Consider the following 16,846-nt stretch of genomic DNA (forward strand, 5'->3'; position numbering starts at 1 on the left):
TCCGCTATCGGCATAAGGGACAAACACTATCTCTTGGCGGACGGTACGCGGTGCGACTCGCGCAAGGGACGAGATCGATACGAAGGGGATTAGCGGAATGATGGCCACGTTTGCGCGGAGCTTGGGCCTGCGCCTTGCCGCCGTTTCGATTCTTGCCGCGACGCTCGGCGCATGTGCCAACAAAGACATGCAGCCCGACTCGCTCGCCAGCAAGTATGGCAATGCAACACCCGGTTCGCAGCGCGACTTCACCCAGAATGTCGGCGATATCGTCTACTTCTCGACCGACTCGGTCGATCTGACGCCGGAAGCGCAGCAGACGCTCGTGAAGCAATCGCAATGGCTGCAGCAGTACCCGCAGTACACGATCACGATCGAAGGTCACGCCGACGAACGCGGTACGCGCGAATACAACATCGCGCTCGGTGCGCGCCGCGCGACGGCCGTGCGCAATTTCCTTTCGCAGCATGGTATCAACGGCGCCCGCATCCGTACGATCTCGTACGGCAAGGAGCGTCCGGTTGCGGTTTGCAACGATATTTCCTGCTGGTCGCAGAACCGGCGCGCGCAGACCGTGCTCAACAGCGGCGGCGTCGTCAGCCAGCGTTAGCGCTGGGCATCAACACCGAGGCATCGGCTGGGCGTCGTTTCGCCCGCCGCCACCTGCTCGTTCCTACCGGGTCGATGCTTGAGGGGGCTTGTTCGATAGGGGTTGCCGGGTGGTTCAATTCGGCAACATGTTAACAAACCTTTAAGGCCATTTGCTATCAGCAAAGTTTGGCCCAATTAGCCTCGCATAAGGACGCCACGTTATTTTTAGTTGCGGCGCCCTTATTCAATGCGGATTTCGCGGACTTCAATTGTTGCGGCTGGCGTGATTTGTTGCGTCCTGGGCTTGATGGGCGCCTTGGCATCGCATGTCGGCGCGCAAGACAGTGATCCTGATGGCATTCGGGCAGCCGAACTTCTCGAAGATGGTCTGGATGCCTTGTCCGACCGTGCAGAGGATTCGGGCCGCCGGCTCCTTAATCGCGTTATCGACGAATATCCCGGCACGGCTGCCGCGTCGCGCGCCAAGCGAGCGCTCGCCGCGCTTGAGCGTGGCGAACTCGATCCGGAATCGCGGCAACGGCTGAAAGCCGATGAGGCCGAACGGACGTCGGAATATCGGCATGCTTTCCTGCTGGATGTTGGCGATCGCGTCTTTTTTGCTGAGAACAGTGCCGCACTTGGCGGACGCGCGCGCAGCCTTATCGAGCAGCAGGCGCGCTGGCTAAATGTGCGACCGGATCTGTCCATCATGGTCATCGGCCGGGCCGACGGCGAGGGCAACAGCAAGGCGGCCCGCGACCTGTCGCTGCAACGGGCGCAGGCAGTTCGCGATCGTCTCGTCGCGGCTGGTCTGCCGCTGAATCGCATAGAGATCAAAGCCGCCGGAGATCTGGACCAGGTCGCAATCTGCGACAACGCCCTTTGCCGGGCGCAGAATCGCAATGCCGAGGTTCTGATCAACTACTGGCACGTCTATTCCGGCTGGCAAGCCGGTGCGCAGCATCCCGGATTGGCAAATTCCACGTCCGGAACGGCAAGCCGGCAATTGCGCGATTCGGGCGATCAGATTTCTCAATAGGTTGTTGGGAAAGGTGGTTGATGGCGGACTGCGACCCGGCGTAGGTGGAGGCGCGGGAACACCTGGGGTAAGCTCCCGCAGCCGGCTGGCGGGAGAATCCTGTTCCGGCGCGTGTCGCATCAACTGATCCGAGGGGCACAGCCGGGCATGGCCAAGCTTGCGCAAATCTACAGCACTGGCATGGGCGCCTTTCAGGCCGTCGCCTTGATTGCGGTTATGGCTCTCTCGTCCGGTCCGCTTTTGTCTCGCCCGGCCATGGCGCAGGCGAACGATGCGCGCGGGACGAAGGGCGGCGCGGCGGCGAATGCTTCTCCTGACTCGGCTCTCAAAGCACGCGTCGATGCCCTGGAAGAGCAGCTTGTCGATATGCAGGTCGTCGTCGGGACTTTGGAAACACTCGCCAAGAACGGCGGCGGTGGTGGCGGGGCTGCATCGCAACCCTTCCCATCGGCCGGAAGCGGTGCTGATACCGCGCGGATCGAAAGCCTCGAAACGCAGGTCCGGGCGTTGACGGCACAGGTTCAGCAACTCACAGAACAGATTCAAGCCCAGGGCGGTGTGCAACATCGAACCGACCTTCCGGGCGGACCTGACACGGCTTCGCTCGGGAGTGGCAACGGAACGCCGCAAGCCGAGTCTGCGGCTATTCCAGGTTTCGGCTCGACGACCGTTTCGCCGGGGAATGGCGGCAACGATGCCATCGGCGGGCTTCTGAACAAGCAGGATCAGCAAGGGCAGGCGAACGGCTGGTCGTCTCCACCCGGCGCGGGCGTTGCGACGGCGGCCTTGCCGCCCGCAAGCGAAGCGTCAGGCGATCCCAAGCAGGCCTACGAGACGGCGTATGGCTATCTGCTGCAGCGCGATTACGGCTCGGCGGAAGCGTCCTTCAATGATTTTCTGAAGAAGTATCCCAACGACTCGCTCGCCGGGAACGCCCAATACTGGCTCGGCGAGACGTATTTCGTGCGCGGTCAATACAAGGCGGCAGCCGGCGCGTTTCTCAAGGGGTATCAGACTTATGGGCAAAGCGGTAAGGCGCCCGACAGTCTGTTGAAGCTCGCGATGTCGCTGGACAGGCTGGGTCAGAAAGAGGCAGCTTGCTCATCGTTCTCGGAGCTCGCCGCGAAATTTCCGACCGCCCCGCAGAGCGTCAAAGGCCGGGCGCAGAGCGAGCGTCAGCGGATCGGCTGCCAATAAATCTGTGTTCGCCGGCCTTTAGGGCGTTTGCCGGCTGAGAGTTTGCCCGTGCGTAGAGATTTGCAATCGCCGATCAGCACTGTCGAAGCGGATGCCGCGTTGGCGGTGCTCGCGCGTTTCGATCATGTCGTGCTTGCGGTGTCCGGCGGTCCGGACAGCATGGCGTTGATGGCGCTCGCGGCTGAATGGCGTGCCCGTTTCGAAGGGCTAAAGCCAAACGTCTCCGTCGCCACTGTCGATCATGGTCTGCGCGCCCGGTCGCGCCACGAAGCGGAGATGGTGGCTGTCGAGGCGCGGCGCCTCGGTTTGCCGCACGCTATTCTGAGTTGGGACGGAGAAAAGCCGACCTCGGGTCTGTCAGCCGCCGCACGGGAGGCGCGCTATCGTCTGCTCGAAGCGCATGCGAAAACGATTGCTGCGGCCAACATCGCAATCGTCACGGCGCATCATCGTGACGATCAGGCAGAGACGTTTGCGATGCGGCTTGCGCGCGGGGCGGGACTGGATGGTCTTGCCAGCATGCGTGGCGAACGGCCGTTGCGCGATGGCGCGCCGATCGTGCTGATGCGGCCGCTGTTGGCTTTTCCGAAAGCGCGGCTATTGGCGACAGTCGCTCTGCGCGGCATCACCTATGCCGAAGATCCGACGAACCGCGACCGGCGCTATGAGCGGGCGCGCGTTCGCTCGACGCTGGAGCAGATGGAAGAGGCCGGTCTGTCGTCCGAGGCCATTGCAACGTCCGCCCGGCGCCTGGGCGAAGCTCGCGAGGCGTTGGCCTACGCCGAAGCGCACTTCGTGGCCTCGCTTGATCTGTCTTACGGCAACGACGTTTTCGCGAAGCTCGATCGTCGGGCATTCGAGGCTGGCCCGGCATTCCTGCGACAGAAAGTTCTCGCGCAGCTTATCGCGCGATATGGCGGTGCAAGTCCGTCACCGCAACTTTTCGAGGTTGAGGACTTGGTGGCGCGTATGCAACGCGATGCCGCCTCAGCGGCAACACTCGGGGGGGCGGTGGTTTCGAGCGGCCCGCGCTTCGTGCGTGTCTGGCGTGAGGTTGGGCGGCTCGGACAGGCCGAGATTACGCTGTGCGTCGGTGAGGCGACCGTCTGGGATCAGCGTTTCGTCGTGCGGTTTGCGCCGGATCAGGCCGATATGGCCGATGCCGTCACGGTTAAGCCTTTGGGCGAAAAGGGCTATGCGGCCATCGTACTGCGGCTTGCGCCGACCCGGCGGCCGCCGACACGTGCGGCACAGGCGCTGCCGTCATTTTGGATCGGGGACAGCTTCCTTGCGGCCCCTTCTCTTGCCCCATTTGCGTTATTCGATGCAGCGCCGCTCGATCCCAAGGCATACGAGATCAGCCCCTGGTTGCCGCTGCCAGATCTTAAGGAATTGGCCGTACGGTCGGAGGCCAAAGGTTGGTAAATGCCCGAACTTGTGCGGCGTTACGCTGGCACCTATGTTAGGGTCTAACTTTGGGGGCAGCAGTGCCGCCGAGCACGCGCCGATTTGGTGCCGGTGGCACCATCAAGGAAAAATATGAACCCGAATTATCAGAAACTTGCGATTTGGGCGGCACTGTTCGTCCTGTTGCTTGCCCTCTACAATCTCGTCAGCAATCCGAGCACGACGCGCCGGACCAACGAAATTCAATATTCCGAATTTCTTGATGCCGTCGATAAGGGTAACGTAACCGAAGCCGTGATTGCAGGTAATCGGATCACGGGTACGAAGCGCGATGCGAGCAGCGGAGACATTTCGTTCTCGACTTACGCCCCGGAAGACCCCAACCTCGTAAAGCTTTTGCGCGAGAAGGGTGTAAAATTCAAAGCGCGACCTGCCGAGGATGAAGTGCAATCGATTACGAGCATTCTTCTGAGCTGGTTCCCGATGCTGTTGCTCATCGGCGTGTGGATCTTTTTCATGCGTCAGATGCAGTCCGGCTCCGGTCGAGCCATGGGCTTCGGCAAGTCACGCGCTAAGCTTTTGACGGAGCGCCACGGGCGCGTCACGTTCGAAGACGTGGCCGGCGTCGACGAGGCGAAGGCCGATCTTGAGGAAATCGTCGAGTTTCTGCGCGATCCGCAGAAGTTCCAGCGCCTCGGCGGACGCATTCCGCGCGGCTGTCTGCTCGTCGGTCCTCCCGGCACCGGTAAGACCCTGATCGCGCGTGCCGTCGCCGGTGAAGCCAACGTGCCGTTCTTCACGATCTCAGGCTCCGACTTCGTCGAGATGTTCGTCGGCGTCGGCGCGAGCCGCGTCCGCGATATGTTCGAGCAGGCGAAGAAGAATGCGCCGTGCATTATCTTCATCGACGAAATCGACGCCGTCGGTCGCCATCGTGGCGCCGGTCTTGGCGGCGGTAACGACGAACGCGAGCAGACGCTCAACCAGTTGCTGGTTGAGATGGACGGCTTCGAGGCCAACGAAGGCATCATCATCATCGCGGCGACGAACCGTCCCGACGTGCTCGATCCAGCTTTGCTGCGTCCGGGCCGTTTCGACCGGCAGATCGTCGTGCCGAACCCGGATGTCATGGGCCGCGAGAAGATCCTTCGCGTGCACATGAAGAAGGTGCCGCTGGCTCCTGACGTCGATCCGAAGGTGATTGCGCGCGGTACGCCCGGTTTCTCCGGCGCTGATCTCGCGAACCTCGTCAACGAGGCGGCCTTGCTTGCTGCGCGCCGTAACAAGAGGCTCGTAACGCAGGCCGAATTCGAAGATTCCAAAGACAAGGTCATGATGGGCGCCGAGCGCAAAACCATGGCCATGACCGAGGAAGAAAAGCTCGCGACCGCCTATCACGAAGCCGGTCACGCCATCGTCAACCTCGTCGTGCCAGGCAACGATCCGCTGCATAAGGTGACGATCATTCCGCGCGGCCGGGCGCTGGGCGTAACGATGAGTTTGCCGGAGCGCGATCGCCTCAGCTATTCGAAGCAGTGGTGCGAGGGCAAGATCGCGATGGCCTTCGGCGGCCGTGTCGCCGAGCAGTTGATCTATGGCCGTGAGCATTTGAACACCGGCGCGTCGAGCGACATCAGCCAAGCGACGAACATTGCCAAGAAGATGGTGACGGAGTGGGGTATGAGCGAGAAGCTCGGGCCCCTGCTCTATTCCGAGAACCAGCAGGAAGTGTTCCTCGGCCATTCGATCACGCAGCAGAAGAACATGAGCGATGAGACCGCAAAGCTCATCGACGAAGAGGTTCGCCGCATCGTGACCACGGGCCAGACCACCGCTTGGGAAGTGTTGACGAAGCACAAGGGCGAACTGGAGCTGATGGCGCAGGCGCTGATGGAATACGAGACGATCTCGGGCGATGAGTGCCAGACGATCATGCGCGGCGAGAAGATCTCTCGTCCCACGGATGATGACGGTACGAAGGGGCCTGCCGGTTCGGCTGTTCCTTCAGCCGGTCGTCAGCCGCCGCGTCCGCGCGGAGAACCGCAGGGCGGCATCGACATCGGACCTGAGCCTCAGCCGCAGTAAGTGGCGAGGTCGATGGTCGGCCAATAATTTCCAGGCGGCCGCGATTGTTTCGCGGCCGCTTTTTCATGAGTTACGCGCACGGGCAGGCACACACCGGAATGAGACGCTCAATCTATCTGCAACCCACCGCCATCTTCTGGGACCGGAGCGAGCGGCGCGCCGTCGACGAAGCCGACGTGGCCCAGTGGAAGGGTCTGCCGCTGGCAGGCGGACGCCTGTCGTTTGCTGCGCTCGACGTGCTGACGCGTAGCTCGCCTAACACCAAACGGCGAACGGTCGTGCTCGGTGATGCCTTCAGCGGCGATTGGGGGCGGGAAGCGCTGGCTGCTGCCGATATTCTGCAGGAGCTTTCGGAACCGAGGGCGCGGCTTGCCGGTATGTCGCTCGACCGGCCGCGCATCATGGGCATCGTGAATGTCACGCCCGACAGCTTTTCCGATGGCGGCGAGTTTGCTTCGACGCGCGATGCAGTCGAGCACGGTCTGCGTTTGATCGAACAGGGTGCCGACATTCTCGATATCGGCGGCGAGAGCACGCGACCGCAGGCTGACTATGTCGCTGTCGAAGAAGAGTTACGACGCGTCATTCCGGTGATCGAAGGGCTGCGGGCAAAGACCGATGCCGTCATTTCGGTCGATACGCGCAAGTCTGAGGTCATGAAGCGCGCGGCGGCGGCGGGAGCTGATATTCTGAATGACGTCTCCGCCTTCACGCACGAACCGGACGCGCTGGAGGTTGCTGCCGAGACGGGGCTGCCGGTCATCGTCATGCACGCGCAAGGTGATCCGAAGACGATGAACGACAATCCTCAGTACGACGATGTCGTGCTCGACGTGTTTGATTATCTGGAAAGCCGCGTGCAGGCGTGCATCGCGGCCGGGATTCCGAAGTCGAAAATCGTCGCCGATCCGGGCATCGGCTTCGGCAAGCATCTGCATCACAACGTGGCGGTGATGGCGGGGTTGTCGCTCTATCATGGGCTCGGCGTGCCGCTGCTTCTCGGCGCGAGCCGTAAGAAGATGATCGGTCAGCTCTGCAACGTGGATGGTGCCAAGAACCGGGTGCCGGGTTCTCTGGCCTGCGCCATCGCCGGGGTTGCGGCAGGCGTTCAGATGGTTCGCGTGCACGACGTGGCGGAAACGAAGCAGGCCGTCGAGGTCTGGCGGGCGTGCTCGGCAGGAACGGAGAAAGGACTGGACTGAACTGAACGGCGCTAAGGCCGATCTTCCCTCTCATTTTTCGAGAAGGTCCTTGCTGGAAATCCGGACTGCCGCCGCCGGCTAGAATGCCCTATCTCCGGTCTCCAGAGACGGTGTGAGAGGGCAAAGGCGATGAAATTATACGATCTCGATGTTTCCGGAAATTGCTACAAGGTCCGACTGCTTTGTTCGCTGCTCGGCGTCCCGGTCGAACTCGTTCCGGTCGACTTTATGGGCGGCGCGCATAAGCGCAGTCCAGTGATCGATCTCAATGCCTTTTGTCAGCTGCCCGTCCTAGAAGACGGCGATGTGATCCTCAGAGATAGTCAGGCGATCCTCGTTTACGTCGCTCGTAAGTGGGGCGGGGAGACTTGGCTGCCCACCGACGCGGAGTCGATGGCGCAGGTCATGCAGTGGCTCATGGTGGCGGAGAACGAAATCGCACGCGGGCCGGGTGATGCGCGCCTGCATGACAAGTTCAAAATGAATATCGACATCGCGGCGGCGCGAGGGAAGGCGGCGCGCATTTTGACGATCATGGATCGGCATTTGGAAACGCGGCAGTGGCTGGCGCTCGACCGGCCGACGATCGCCGACATCGCCTGCATGCCCTACGTCGCCCTCGGGTGGGAGGGCGGTGTGCCGCTCACACCGTATCCGGCCGTTTCCGCTTGGGTCGAGCGCATCAAGAAACTTCCTGGCTTCATCGGCATGCCGGGTCTTTGACGAAAGGTATGTGCTGTGGATCGTGTCGCGTCTGACATTGCGTTTACGCCTGCCGTGAAGGCGGAGCAGGCGCGGCACGGGTCGCGCCTGCAATACGAGCGCATGGAGCGGCTCAGGGGCTGGCCGACTACGGTGACCGACGATCTCGCGGAACGGATCGCCGAGACGCGGTCATTCTACTTGGCGACGGCGAGCGCCGACGGGCAGCCTTACGTCCAGCATCGCGGCGGCCCAGCCGGGTTTCTCAAGGTTCTCGACGAGAAGACGCTGGCGTTCGCGGATTTCGGCGGCAACAAGCAATACATCACCGTGGGCAATCTGGGTGAGAATGCGAAGGCGTTCATTTTCATCATGGACTATGTGAACCTGCGCCGCGCCAAACTCTGGGGCACCGCAAAGGTGGTCGAGGGTGACGACGCGCTGCTGTCGCAGCTCAGCGATCCGGGCTACCGCGGCAGGCCGGAGCGGGCGATCGTCTTCACACTCGAAGCGTGGGATCTGAATTGCCCGCAGCATATTCCACGCATGCTGCCGTTCGACGATGTGAAAGACGCGATCGGCCGGTTGCAGTCACGCATCGCCGATCTGGAGGCCGAAAACCAGCGCCTGCAAGACGAACTTGCCGCCGCCGCGCACTGATCAGCGCTGGCTCGCCTTCGTCAGCCGCAATATTGCGTAGAGCGCGAGAATGCCGGCGAGGAGCGCGGCGGCGAGTGCCGGCGCGCGCCAGTCTGCGCTCGCGAGGCGGGTGATCAGCAACACGCCGCAGACGCCGATCCCTGCAATCGGTAGCGCAATCGGGATTTCGAAGCGGCCGCGCGCTTCACCGGGGCGGCGCTTCAGAACGACGAGCGCCGCATTCACCGCAATGAAGATCACCAGCAGCAACAGGACCGTAGCGGCGGCGAGGTCGGCAATCTGACCGGCGACGACCAACAGCAAAAGCAACCCAAGTAATGCCGCGATGGCGATGTGTGGCGTACGGCGGGTCTCATGCACGCGGCCGATAAAGCTCGGCAACAGGCCTTGTCCCGACATACCGTAGATGAGACGCGACGCCGTCACGTAGTTGACGAGTGCGGTGTTGGCTACCGAGAAAAGCGCGATGAGCGTCATCAGTTCCGCCGGGATGCTCGGCGCACTCTTTTCGAGGACGGCCGTCAGCGGGCTCGGCGCAGCGGCGAGTTCCCGCCACGGCACGACGGAAACGGCGGTGATCGAGACGGCGACGTAAAGCACCGCTGCGGCGAGCGTGGCCACGATCAAGCCGCGCGGAATCGTGCGCTCGGGATCTTTGCATTCTTCCGCGACGTTCACCGCATCCTCGAAGCCGATGAACGCGAAGAAGGCGAGCACGGAAGCTTGCAAGACGACGACGCCGAGGCCGAGATCGGCACGCTCGGGCGGGATTTCGAAATAGTCGACGGTGCCCCAGTACGAGAGGCCGGAGGCGATGACGAGCAGGAGGCCCGAGACTTCCATCAACGTGCAGACGACGTTCACCCACATGCTTTCGCGAATGCCGCGGAAGACGATGCCGGAAAGAATGAGAAGGAAGCCGATGGCGATGATGTTCGGCGACGAGGCTTCCCAGCCAGCCAGATCGGCGACGATGGCGGCGAAGATTTTTGATTGCGTCGCGACCGACGTCAGCCCGGAGGCAACGAGCGCCAAGCCAATGGTGAAGCTCAGAACTGGAATGCCGAAAGCCCGATCCGTCACGTAGGCGGCTCCGCCGGCGCGGGGGTAGCGCGAGCCGAGGGAGGCATAAGACAGCGAGGTCAGCAGCGCCGCAACGAGCGCGGCCAGGAATGACAGCCAGACAGCGGAACCGGCTTCGCCTGCGGCCTTGCCGATCAGGCCGTAGATACCTGAGCCGACCATGCTGCCGAGCGCATAGAGTGCAAGCTGAGTCGGCCCGACGGAGCGGCGGAGATGAGGGGTTCCGTCGCTCACACTGTCGGTCACCAATACGCTTCTCCCGGTTTAAGGATTGCGGCCGGTCAGCTTGCGGCGGCTTTGCGATCCGCGAGCCGACGTTCGACGCCTGCCACGATGGCCTTGCGGATATCGTCGGTTCGTTTCAACGACGCGTCAACCGGGACATGTTGCGCTTCGGCGAAAGCACGTAGATTTTCGGCCGACTTGATATCTTTCAGCCGCAGCATCAGGCCGTCGCGGCCATGCTTCGCCAAGGCGACAAGCGCGGAGAACAGGTATGGATTGAAGTTCTCGGCGCGGTCGTGCCGCTCTTGAACGGCGATCTCGCTTTCGATCTTTGGTGGCGGAGGAGGCGTCGCGGCAGCTTCTGGCAGCTCGGCAGGGACCTCCCACACCAGCATGCGATTGACGGACTTCGTCAGCGCGGCTGCAAGTTTTTCGGCTGTTTCCGCATCGAGAGACGTTTCGCGCCGGATGTGGGCACGAAAGAAGTTGAGCATCTCATCGCCGGGCCAGAGCTGTTTGCCTTTGCTCATGATCGACGTCTTTTCGCTCTCAACGGTTAAGAAACAGCGACTGCGGCTTTCTTTTTCGCGGCGACCGTTTCGACCAGTCGCGCGATTTCCTGGTGAAGCTCTTTCACGTCACCGGCAGCATCGCCGTATTTGGCGTCGATCGGGCGGAGCTTGCCAAGATAGTCGAAAGCGTTGGCGATGCCGTTGCGCTGCGGCAGGAACGTCTCGAGCACAGGATGCACGAGGCTGATTTCTTCGATCATCATATAGTCGCGGTCGTCGTTGCGCACGTAGTTTGCGAGGCAGACGTAACGGCGGTCTTCCGGCGGCATCTCGGCCAGATCGTCGAGGTTGCGCATGTCCTCGATCAGCATGGCGACGCGGTCGACGGCAAGCTGCGAGACGTAGTCGGGGCGGAATGGCACGATCACCTTGTCAGCCGTCTTGAGCGCCGCGAGCGCCGCGAACGACAGGCCGGGCGCGCAATCGAGAATGACGACGTCATAGTCGCCTTCGAAGCGGCGGATGAGGCTTTCCATGCGGCCGCGTACACGGTTAGCGACGACCTCGGGCACGTTGCTCTGGTTCGCCTGCTTCAGGTACAGCTCGCCCTGGATATCCTCGAGCAGAAGAGATCCTGGCACGAGCGAGATCGGCGCGGGCTTGCCGTTTGCCGCAGAGACGTCGCCGACATTCTTGGCGACATAGTCGCGCGCATTTGCCGGGATGCCGTCGAAAAGATCGTAGAAATAGTCGGCGATCGTCTTGCCGGCCTTGCGGGATTCGTTCCAGCCCTGGCCGCCCATCAGGATCAGTGAGGCGTTGCACTGGGAGTCGAGGTCGATCAGAAGGACGCGCTTGTTGCCATAGACCGCCAGGCCGTGCGCGAGCATCACCGAAACCGTGGATTTGCCGACGCCGCCCTTTCGGTTTGCGACCGCAAGAAAGACTGCCATAATTGCGTTACCTCTCAGATCGCGCACGCCAATTCAGCCCTCTGAGGCGCGCGATTCATCAATAGCCGAGCTATGGGCCGATTCCATGTCGCTTCGCCACCCCGCGCGAGGACGCTCAGTAGGTGCGGCTTTATTAGCGCTGTTTTCAACCCTCAGTGGAATTCCGTGCAAAATTTTGTTTCATTCAACCATGGGGATGGAATGCGGAACCGCTCTCGGGCATCTATGATGGCGAGGGGTGAGGGGGAAGCAGGTCGTCTCGGCGCGACACGCGTTTCTCCGCCAATTCCGGATTGCTTCCGGGGCCGAAAAGGCCGGCTGCAGGCGTTCCGGCTCTACGGGAGGATAGCATGGCACGGCGGTATTTCGGGACAGACGGCATTCGCGGTCTCGCCAATCGTCACCCGATGACGTCGGAACTGGCGTTGAAGGTCGGCATGGCGGCCGGAACCGTTTTCCGGTCCGGTACGCATCGCCATCGCGTCGTCATCGGCAAGGACACGCGGCTCTCGGGCTATATGCTCGAAGCGGCACTGATGTCGGGCTTTACTTCCGTCGGCATGGACGTGTTTCTGCTCGGACCGATGCCGACACCGGCGGTCGCCATGCTGACGCGGTCGCTGCGCGCCGATCTCGGCGTGATGCTGTCGGCGTCGCATAACCCATCGCACGATAACGGCATCAAGCTGTTCGATCCCGACGGCTATAAGCTCTCCGACGACATGGAACAGCAAATCGAGGATCTGATCGACGCGGACAGCCGGACGCTGCTTGTCGATGCCGATCGGATCGGGCGGGCAACGCGAGTCGAGAGCGCGCAGGAGCGTTATATCGAATTCGCCAAGCGGACGATGCCGAAGCAGCTCCGCCTCGCGGGGCTCCGGATTGTCATCGACTGCGCCAACGGCGCTGCCTACAAGGTCGCGCCGGAAGCGTTGTGGGAGCTTGGTGCGGAAGTCATCAAGATTGGCGTCGAGCCGAACGGTCTCAACATCAATTTGAACTGCGGTTCGACGTCACCGCAGGCGCTGGTCGACAAGGTCAAGGAGTTGCGCGCCGACATTGGCATCGCGCTCGACGGCGACGCCGACCGCGTCGTGATCGTCGACGAGAAGGGCGATATCGTCGATGGCGATCAACTGATGGCAGTGATCGCCGAAAGCTGGCATCGCACGGGCAAGCTTTCCGGCGGCGGCATCGTCGCGACGGTGATGAGCAATCTCGGGTTAGAGCGTTATCTGCGCTCCATCGGACTGTCGCTGGCGCGCACGCCGGTCGGCGACCGTTACGTGACTGAGCACATGCGCAAACATGGCTTTAATATCGGCGGTGAGCAGTCCGGCCATATCGTGCTGTCGGACTTCACCACAACAGGCGATGGGCTCGTTGCGGCGTTGCAAATTCTCGCCTGCGTCGTGGCGACCGGAAAGACAGTATCGGAAGTCTGCAATCGCTTTCGCCCGTTGCCGCAGATTTTGCAGAACGTGCGTTACTCAAACGGCCAACCGCTCGAAGACACGCGCGTGGTCAAGGCGATCGAAGGCGCGAAAGCAAAGCTTGGCGAGAACGGGCGCCTCGTTATCCGGCCATCGGGCACGGAGCCTGTCATTCGCGTGATGGCGGAAGGCGACGACGAGAAAATCGTTTCCAGCATCGTCGGCGACATTGTCGATGCCGTGAAGTCGGCAGCGGCCGCGGCTTAGTTTCGACGTTTGCGTGTCATGCTCGGTTCGTCCGAGCATGGCAGGATTAGGTCGGCTTCGCGCCATACCTTGTTCGCAAGACCGCGTGGGCATTTACCTTTCATTAAGGCCATCGCCGCCGCTGAGGCGTGCCACAATTCGACGGCAATTAAGGCTCCCTTAAGCACTCTCGGCAATATTCGGGTTCGATTTTAAATCCCGGTTCGGCGAATCGCGCGGACCGGTTCCTAGGGAACCCGTATGTTTTTTGCGCGCACAGTTCCGTTTGTCAGCGCTGCGCTTCTGTTCGGAGGCGCCGTTGGTGCGTCTGCGGCCGATCTCGGGACGCCCGATCTCGACACTGCGCCGACAATGGCGCCGATGCCTCAGCAGTTCACGTGGAAATGGTACTTGCGCGCTGATGGGGGGTACACGTGGTATCCGACGCCGGGCATGTCGTTCAGCGATTTCGACACGCACTACACGAAGTCTGAAGGCGCATGGACCGTCGGCGGCGGTATCGGCCAGTATTACGCCTGGGGCTTCCGCGGCGACATCACCGTCGATCATATGTTCGACGCCAAGAACGAAACCAATTTCGATTTTGGGTCTTCGCAACTCGATTTCAACAGCACGGTCGTGCTTGCGAACCTCTATTATGAATTCAATCGCGGCGGGCGCTTCGTTCCTTATATCGGCGGCGGCATCGGCTGGGCGCATAACGAAACGAATTCGGGAACGGTGACGACGGCGGCGGGCACATCGTCATACGGCGGACAATCGACCGATAACTTTGCGGCCGCAGCGATGGCCGGCATCTCGTGGCGCCTGTGGGGCGGCCGGACGATGTACGTTTCGGGCAGCACGAAAGATGCCGATCCCGTCGAGGTCAATACGGGGCACGCGGTCTATCTCGATTTCGGATACCGCTTTCTCTACCTCGGCGACGCCAAGACCTTGGCATTCGATGCCGACGGCACGACGGCGGCCGAGAAGCTCAAAGAAATCACCGCGCATCAGTTTCGTATCGGTGTGCGCTACGACCTGAATTAGGGGGGCGGACGCGTTTTGTCCGCTAAGTAAATGAGTAGGCAGGCGCGGGGGGCTGCGTCTGCTTGGAATGCCAACAGGTGCGGTTTGTACTGCGGTGTTTCGCGTACGTGTGTCCACGTTGTTGCGTCGTGCGCTTCCCTTTAAGGGAAGCGCACAGGACACCGTCCGAAGACCGTTTTTCCCTCCCTTGGCTTTGTTAGCGCAAGCGTAGCGTCGAGCAGAGTCTCAAGTGGCGTGCGTTTTGTCTTGAGCGCCGACTTCAAAGGGTGGGGCGATGAAATCTACCATTGCGTGGATTGCGACGATATTTGTGATGGCTTCCGGTGCGGCGCCTGTGATGGCAGCCGATTGGGGAGGCGTCAAAGACATGGGCGGCGGCGTGCCGATCCCGGTGCCTGCTCCTGCGCCGGTCCCGACATATGATGCGGACAGCGATTGGTATATCGGGCTCTCGCTGGGCGGGAATCTGCTGACGGATGCGACAATACGGGATTCCGATCCCAACATGCCTGTCAAGGACGGCAATGATATTGCAGCGTCCCCGACATTTGGACTGACTTTTGGGCGCTACATCACACCGTCGCTACGTTGGGAAATTGCAGTCGATTATACCCCCAATACCAACTTGATCGACGGGCAGATTAAGTATCGAACGTATGGTGAGCCTGGCACGGCTATCGAGACACAACAGTACGGTGTATTTCGCAACGACACTGTGAAGCTTTCGCGAACGACAGCGCTTTTTAATCTGCTTTACGATATTCCGACCGGAACGCGCTTTACGCCTTATCTCGGCGGCGGCTTCGGATTGACGTGGCGGCGTTTAGAGCGCAGCTACACGGAGAATGCCAGCTGTGATGATACCTTCGATTTTCCCGGTATAAGCTGCAACGGGGCGGGGTCGAGTAATTCGAGTACGTCCGGCTCGAGTTCCAAGAACCAAATCAATTTTGCCGCAGCGGTTCAGGCCGGCGTTTCGACAGACCTCACGGACTCGATCGTTTGGGACAACGGTTGGCAGATGCTTTGGGAGAGTGGAGGCATCTCAATTGATGGCAATTCGATTTCCGGCAACAATCGCCTGACCTTCAAAGATTCCATCCTGCAGCAATTCCGCTCGGGCATCCGCATCAAGTTCGACTAGAAAGCGTGCACCCTTGTGTTGCTTTGGTGCCGAAAGGCGGTCGTTCGCGACCGCCTTTTTCTTTGGGGGGAGGCCATGCTAAGAGGCCCCCATGCCGAAGCTTTTGAAGCCCAAAACCAGTCCTGAAAGGCCGTTCTTTTCGTCCGGGCCCTGCGCCAAGCGGCCGGGGTGGCGACCGGATGTGCTCTGCAATGCGCTGGTCGGACGTTCGCATCGCTCAATGGATGGGCGGGAGCGATTGAAGCTTGCCGTCACGCGCACGCATGAGCTTCTGCGATTGCCGCCCGGTTATGAAGTCGCCATCGTTCCGGGGTCAGACACCGGCGCGTTCGAAATGGCGATGTGGAATTTGCTTGGGCAACGTGGCGTCGATGTTCTTGCCTGGGACGTGTTCGGCCGTAACTGGCTGCGGGACGCAACATCTGAACTAAAGCTTGCCGATCTCAGAACGTTCGAAGCCGAACCGGGGTATCTGCCTGATCTTGGTCAGGTGGATTTCTCGCGCGACGTTCTTTTTACCTGGAACGGTACGACGACAGGCGTGCGTGTCCCGGATGCGAATTGGATCGCATCTGATCGCGACGGACTCGTTATTTGCGACGCTACGTCGGCGTTGCTCGCGGAAGAGATCGACTTTCAAAAAATCGATGTGCTGACGTATTCCTGGCAGAAGGTGCTCGGCGGCGAGGGCGCGCACGGCATGCTGATCCTGTCGCCGCGCGCGCTCGAACGGCTGGAAACGCATCGGCCGCCTTGGCCGGTGCCGAAGCTTTTCCGACTATGGAATGCCGACGGCGTCCTGCGCGACGTGTTCGAAGGCGTGACGCTCAATACGCCGTCGATGCTATGCGTCGAGGACTATCTCGATGCACTCGCCTGGGCCACGGGGATTGGCGGTCTAGAAGCGACGATCGCGCGTGCCGACGCGAACGCAGCGCTGCTTTACGATTGGATCGAGCGGACGGATTGGATTGCGCCTCTGGCCGTCGATCCGCAGACGCGGTCGCACACGTCAGTCGCGATGCGCTTTGCCGAGCCACAGCTTGTTGCCGCCTCGGAAAGCGTGCGCGCCGATGTCATGCGCACGATGGTGCAGTTACTCGAAGCCGAAGCGGCGGCGTTCGATATCGCAGCTTATCGTGGAATGCCCCCCGGCCTGCGGATCTGGTGCGGCGCGACGGTCGAGACGCAAGACATCGCCGCGCTTCTGCCCTGGCTCGATTGGGCCTATGCGGAGGCCCGTGCCGTGATTGCGGCCTGAAAATGAGCCGATCCTGCTCGCAAACTGGTTAAAACCGGTCGTGTCAATGC

At 61.3% G+C, this 16,846-nt stretch carries 15 protein-coding genes; 12 read left to right on the plus strand and 3 right to left on the minus strand.

Translation table 11 applies throughout. The features are described from left to right. Positions 1–97 precede the first annotated feature (97 nt). The 8 genes from pal to HYP802_RS0108045 all read left to right on the plus strand — a co-directional run bounded on the left by pal (position 98) and on the right by HYP802_RS0108045 (position 8,883). Complete coding sequence (gene pal / locus HYP802_RS0108010; protein ID WP_013946655.1) at positions 98–610, plus strand: peptidoglycan-associated lipoprotein Pal; 513 nt, start codon at positions 98–100, stop codon at positions 608–610. A gap of 297 nt (positions 611–907) precedes the next feature. Beyond that, complete coding sequence (locus HYP802_RS0108015) at positions 908–1,630, plus strand: OmpA family protein (protein ID WP_157135397.1); 723 nt, start codon at positions 908–910, stop codon at positions 1,628–1,630. Between the two features lie 147 nt (positions 1,631–1,777). Further along, positions 1,778–2,827 carry a tol-pal system protein YbgF gene (gene ybgF, locus HYP802_RS0108020; protein ID WP_013946657.1) on the plus strand — a complete coding sequence of 350 codons (1,050 nt, stop codon included), beginning with the start codon at positions 1,778–1,780 and terminating at the stop codon, positions 2,825–2,827. Between the two features lie 48 nt (positions 2,828–2,875). After that, positions 2,876–4,252, plus strand: coding sequence for a tRNA lysidine(34) synthetase TilS (gene tilS / locus HYP802_RS0108025; protein ID WP_013946658.1), 1,377 nt, complete (start codon positions 2,876–2,878; stop codon positions 4,250–4,252). Between the two features lie 114 nt (positions 4,253–4,366). Beyond that, complete coding sequence (gene ftsH, locus HYP802_RS0108030) at positions 4,367–6,319, plus strand: ATP-dependent zinc metalloprotease FtsH (protein WP_013946659.1); 1,953 nt, start codon at positions 4,367–4,369, stop codon at positions 6,317–6,319. 98 nt (positions 6,320–6,417) lie between these two features. Next, positions 6,418–7,521 (plus strand): dihydropteroate synthase, encoded by a 1,104-nt coding sequence (gene folP / locus HYP802_RS0108035; RefSeq protein ID WP_024275513.1) that lies wholly within the window; start codon positions 6,418–6,420, stop codon positions 7,519–7,521. A 129-nt stretch (positions 7,522–7,650) separates the two neighbouring features. Continuing rightward, complete coding sequence (locus HYP802_RS0108040; protein WP_013946661.1) at positions 7,651–8,244, plus strand: glutathione S-transferase; 594 nt, start codon at positions 7,651–7,653, stop codon at positions 8,242–8,244. Positions 8,245–8,259: 15 nt separating this feature from the next. After that, positions 8,260–8,883, plus strand: a complete 624-nt coding sequence (locus HYP802_RS0108045; RefSeq protein WP_013946662.1) for a pyridoxamine 5'-phosphate oxidase family protein — start codon at positions 8,260–8,262, stop codon at positions 8,881–8,883. Here the strand turns inward: HYP802_RS0108045 and HYP802_RS0108050 are convergent, their stop codons facing one another. Genes HYP802_RS0108050 through HYP802_RS0108060 form a run of 3 tightly spaced genes read right to left on the minus strand, consistent with a single transcriptional unit; the run spans position 8,884 to position 11,656 of the window. Continuing rightward, entirely contained in the window at positions 8,884–10,212 is a 1,329-nt protein-coding gene (locus HYP802_RS0108050) for an APC family permease (RefSeq protein ID WP_024275514.1), read from the minus strand. 35 nt (positions 10,213–10,247) lie between these two features. After that, positions 10,248–10,721, minus strand: a complete 474-nt coding sequence (locus tag HYP802_RS0108055) for a hypothetical protein (protein ID WP_024275515.1) — start codon at positions 10,719–10,721, stop codon at positions 10,248–10,250. 26 nt (positions 10,722–10,747) lie between these two features. Then, complete coding sequence (locus HYP802_RS0108060) at positions 10,748–11,656, minus strand: ParA family protein (RefSeq protein WP_013946665.1); 909 nt, start codon at positions 11,654–11,656, stop codon at positions 10,748–10,750. A 350-nt stretch (positions 11,657–12,006) separates the two neighbouring features. Between HYP802_RS0108060 and glmM the strand changes: the two genes are divergently transcribed. From glmM to HYP802_RS0108080, 4 genes are all read left to right on the plus strand, one after another. Continuing rightward, positions 12,007–13,359 carry a phosphoglucosamine mutase gene (glmM, locus tag HYP802_RS0108065; RefSeq protein ID WP_024275516.1) on the plus strand — a complete coding sequence of 451 codons (1,353 nt, stop codon included), beginning with the start codon at positions 12,007–12,009 and terminating at the stop codon, positions 13,357–13,359. A 240-nt stretch (positions 13,360–13,599) separates the two neighbouring features. After that, on the plus strand, positions 13,600–14,391 hold the full coding sequence (locus HYP802_RS0108070) for an outer membrane beta-barrel protein (protein WP_024275517.1): 792 nt from the start codon (positions 13,600–13,602) through the stop codon (positions 14,389–14,391). Positions 14,392–14,665: 274 nt separating this feature from the next. Next, a complete protein-coding gene (locus tag HYP802_RS0108075; protein ID WP_024275518.1) occupies positions 14,666–15,535 on the plus strand; it encodes an outer membrane beta-barrel protein in 870 nt (289 codons plus the stop codon). A gap of 91 nt (positions 15,536–15,626) precedes the next feature. Next, positions 15,627–16,796 carry a phosphoserine transaminase gene (locus HYP802_RS0108080; RefSeq protein WP_013946670.1) on the plus strand — a complete coding sequence of 390 codons (1,170 nt, stop codon included), beginning with the start codon at positions 15,627–15,629 and terminating at the stop codon, positions 16,794–16,796. The last annotated feature ends 50 nt before the right edge of the window (positions 16,797–16,846 follow it).

The sequence above is a fragment of the Hyphomicrobium sp. 802 genome, assembly GCF_000526135.1.
In the GTDB taxonomy this organism is placed as follows: Bacteria; Pseudomonadota; Alphaproteobacteria; order Rhizobiales; family Hyphomicrobiaceae; genus Hyphomicrobium_B.

What these genes read in the sequence shown, in the direction of transcription:
- HYP802_RS0108060 (WP_013946665.1), bottom strand. Translation starts at nt 11,656, where the DNA reads ATGGCAGTCTTTCTTGCGGTCGCAAACCGAAAGGGCGGCGTCGGCAAA.
- pal (WP_013946655.1), top strand. Translation starts at nt 98, where the DNA reads ATGATGGCCACGTTTGCGCGGAGCTTGGGCCTGCGCCTTGCCGCCGTT.
- HYP802_RS0108040 (WP_013946661.1), top strand. Translation starts at nt 7,651, where the DNA reads ATGAAATTATACGATCTCGATGTTTCCGGAAATTGCTACAAGGTCCGA.
- HYP802_RS0108075 (WP_024275518.1), top strand. Translation starts at nt 14,666, where the DNA reads ATGAAATCTACCATTGCGTGGATTGCGACGATATTTGTGATGGCTTCC.
- folP (WP_024275513.1), top strand. Translation starts at nt 6,418, where the DNA reads ATGAGACGCTCAATCTATCTGCAACCCACCGCCATCTTCTGGGACCGG.
- glmM (WP_024275516.1), top strand. Translation starts at nt 12,007, where the DNA reads ATGGCACGGCGGTATTTCGGGACAGACGGCATTCGCGGTCTCGCCAAT.
- ybgF (WP_013946657.1), top strand. Translation starts at nt 1,778, where the DNA reads ATGGCCAAGCTTGCGCAAATCTACAGCACTGGCATGGGCGCCTTTCAG.
- HYP802_RS0108070 (WP_024275517.1), top strand. Translation starts at nt 13,600, where the DNA reads ATGTTTTTTGCGCGCACAGTTCCGTTTGTCAGCGCTGCGCTTCTGTTC.
- ftsH (WP_013946659.1), top strand. Translation starts at nt 4,367, where the DNA reads ATGAACCCGAATTATCAGAAACTTGCGATTTGGGCGGCACTGTTCGTC.
- HYP802_RS0108080 (WP_013946670.1), top strand. Translation starts at nt 15,627, where the DNA reads ATGCCGAAGCTTTTGAAGCCCAAAACCAGTCCTGAAAGGCCGTTCTTT.
- HYP802_RS0108055 (WP_024275515.1), bottom strand. Translation starts at nt 10,721, where the DNA reads ATGAGCAAAGGCAAACAGCTCTGGCCCGGCGATGAGATGCTCAACTTC.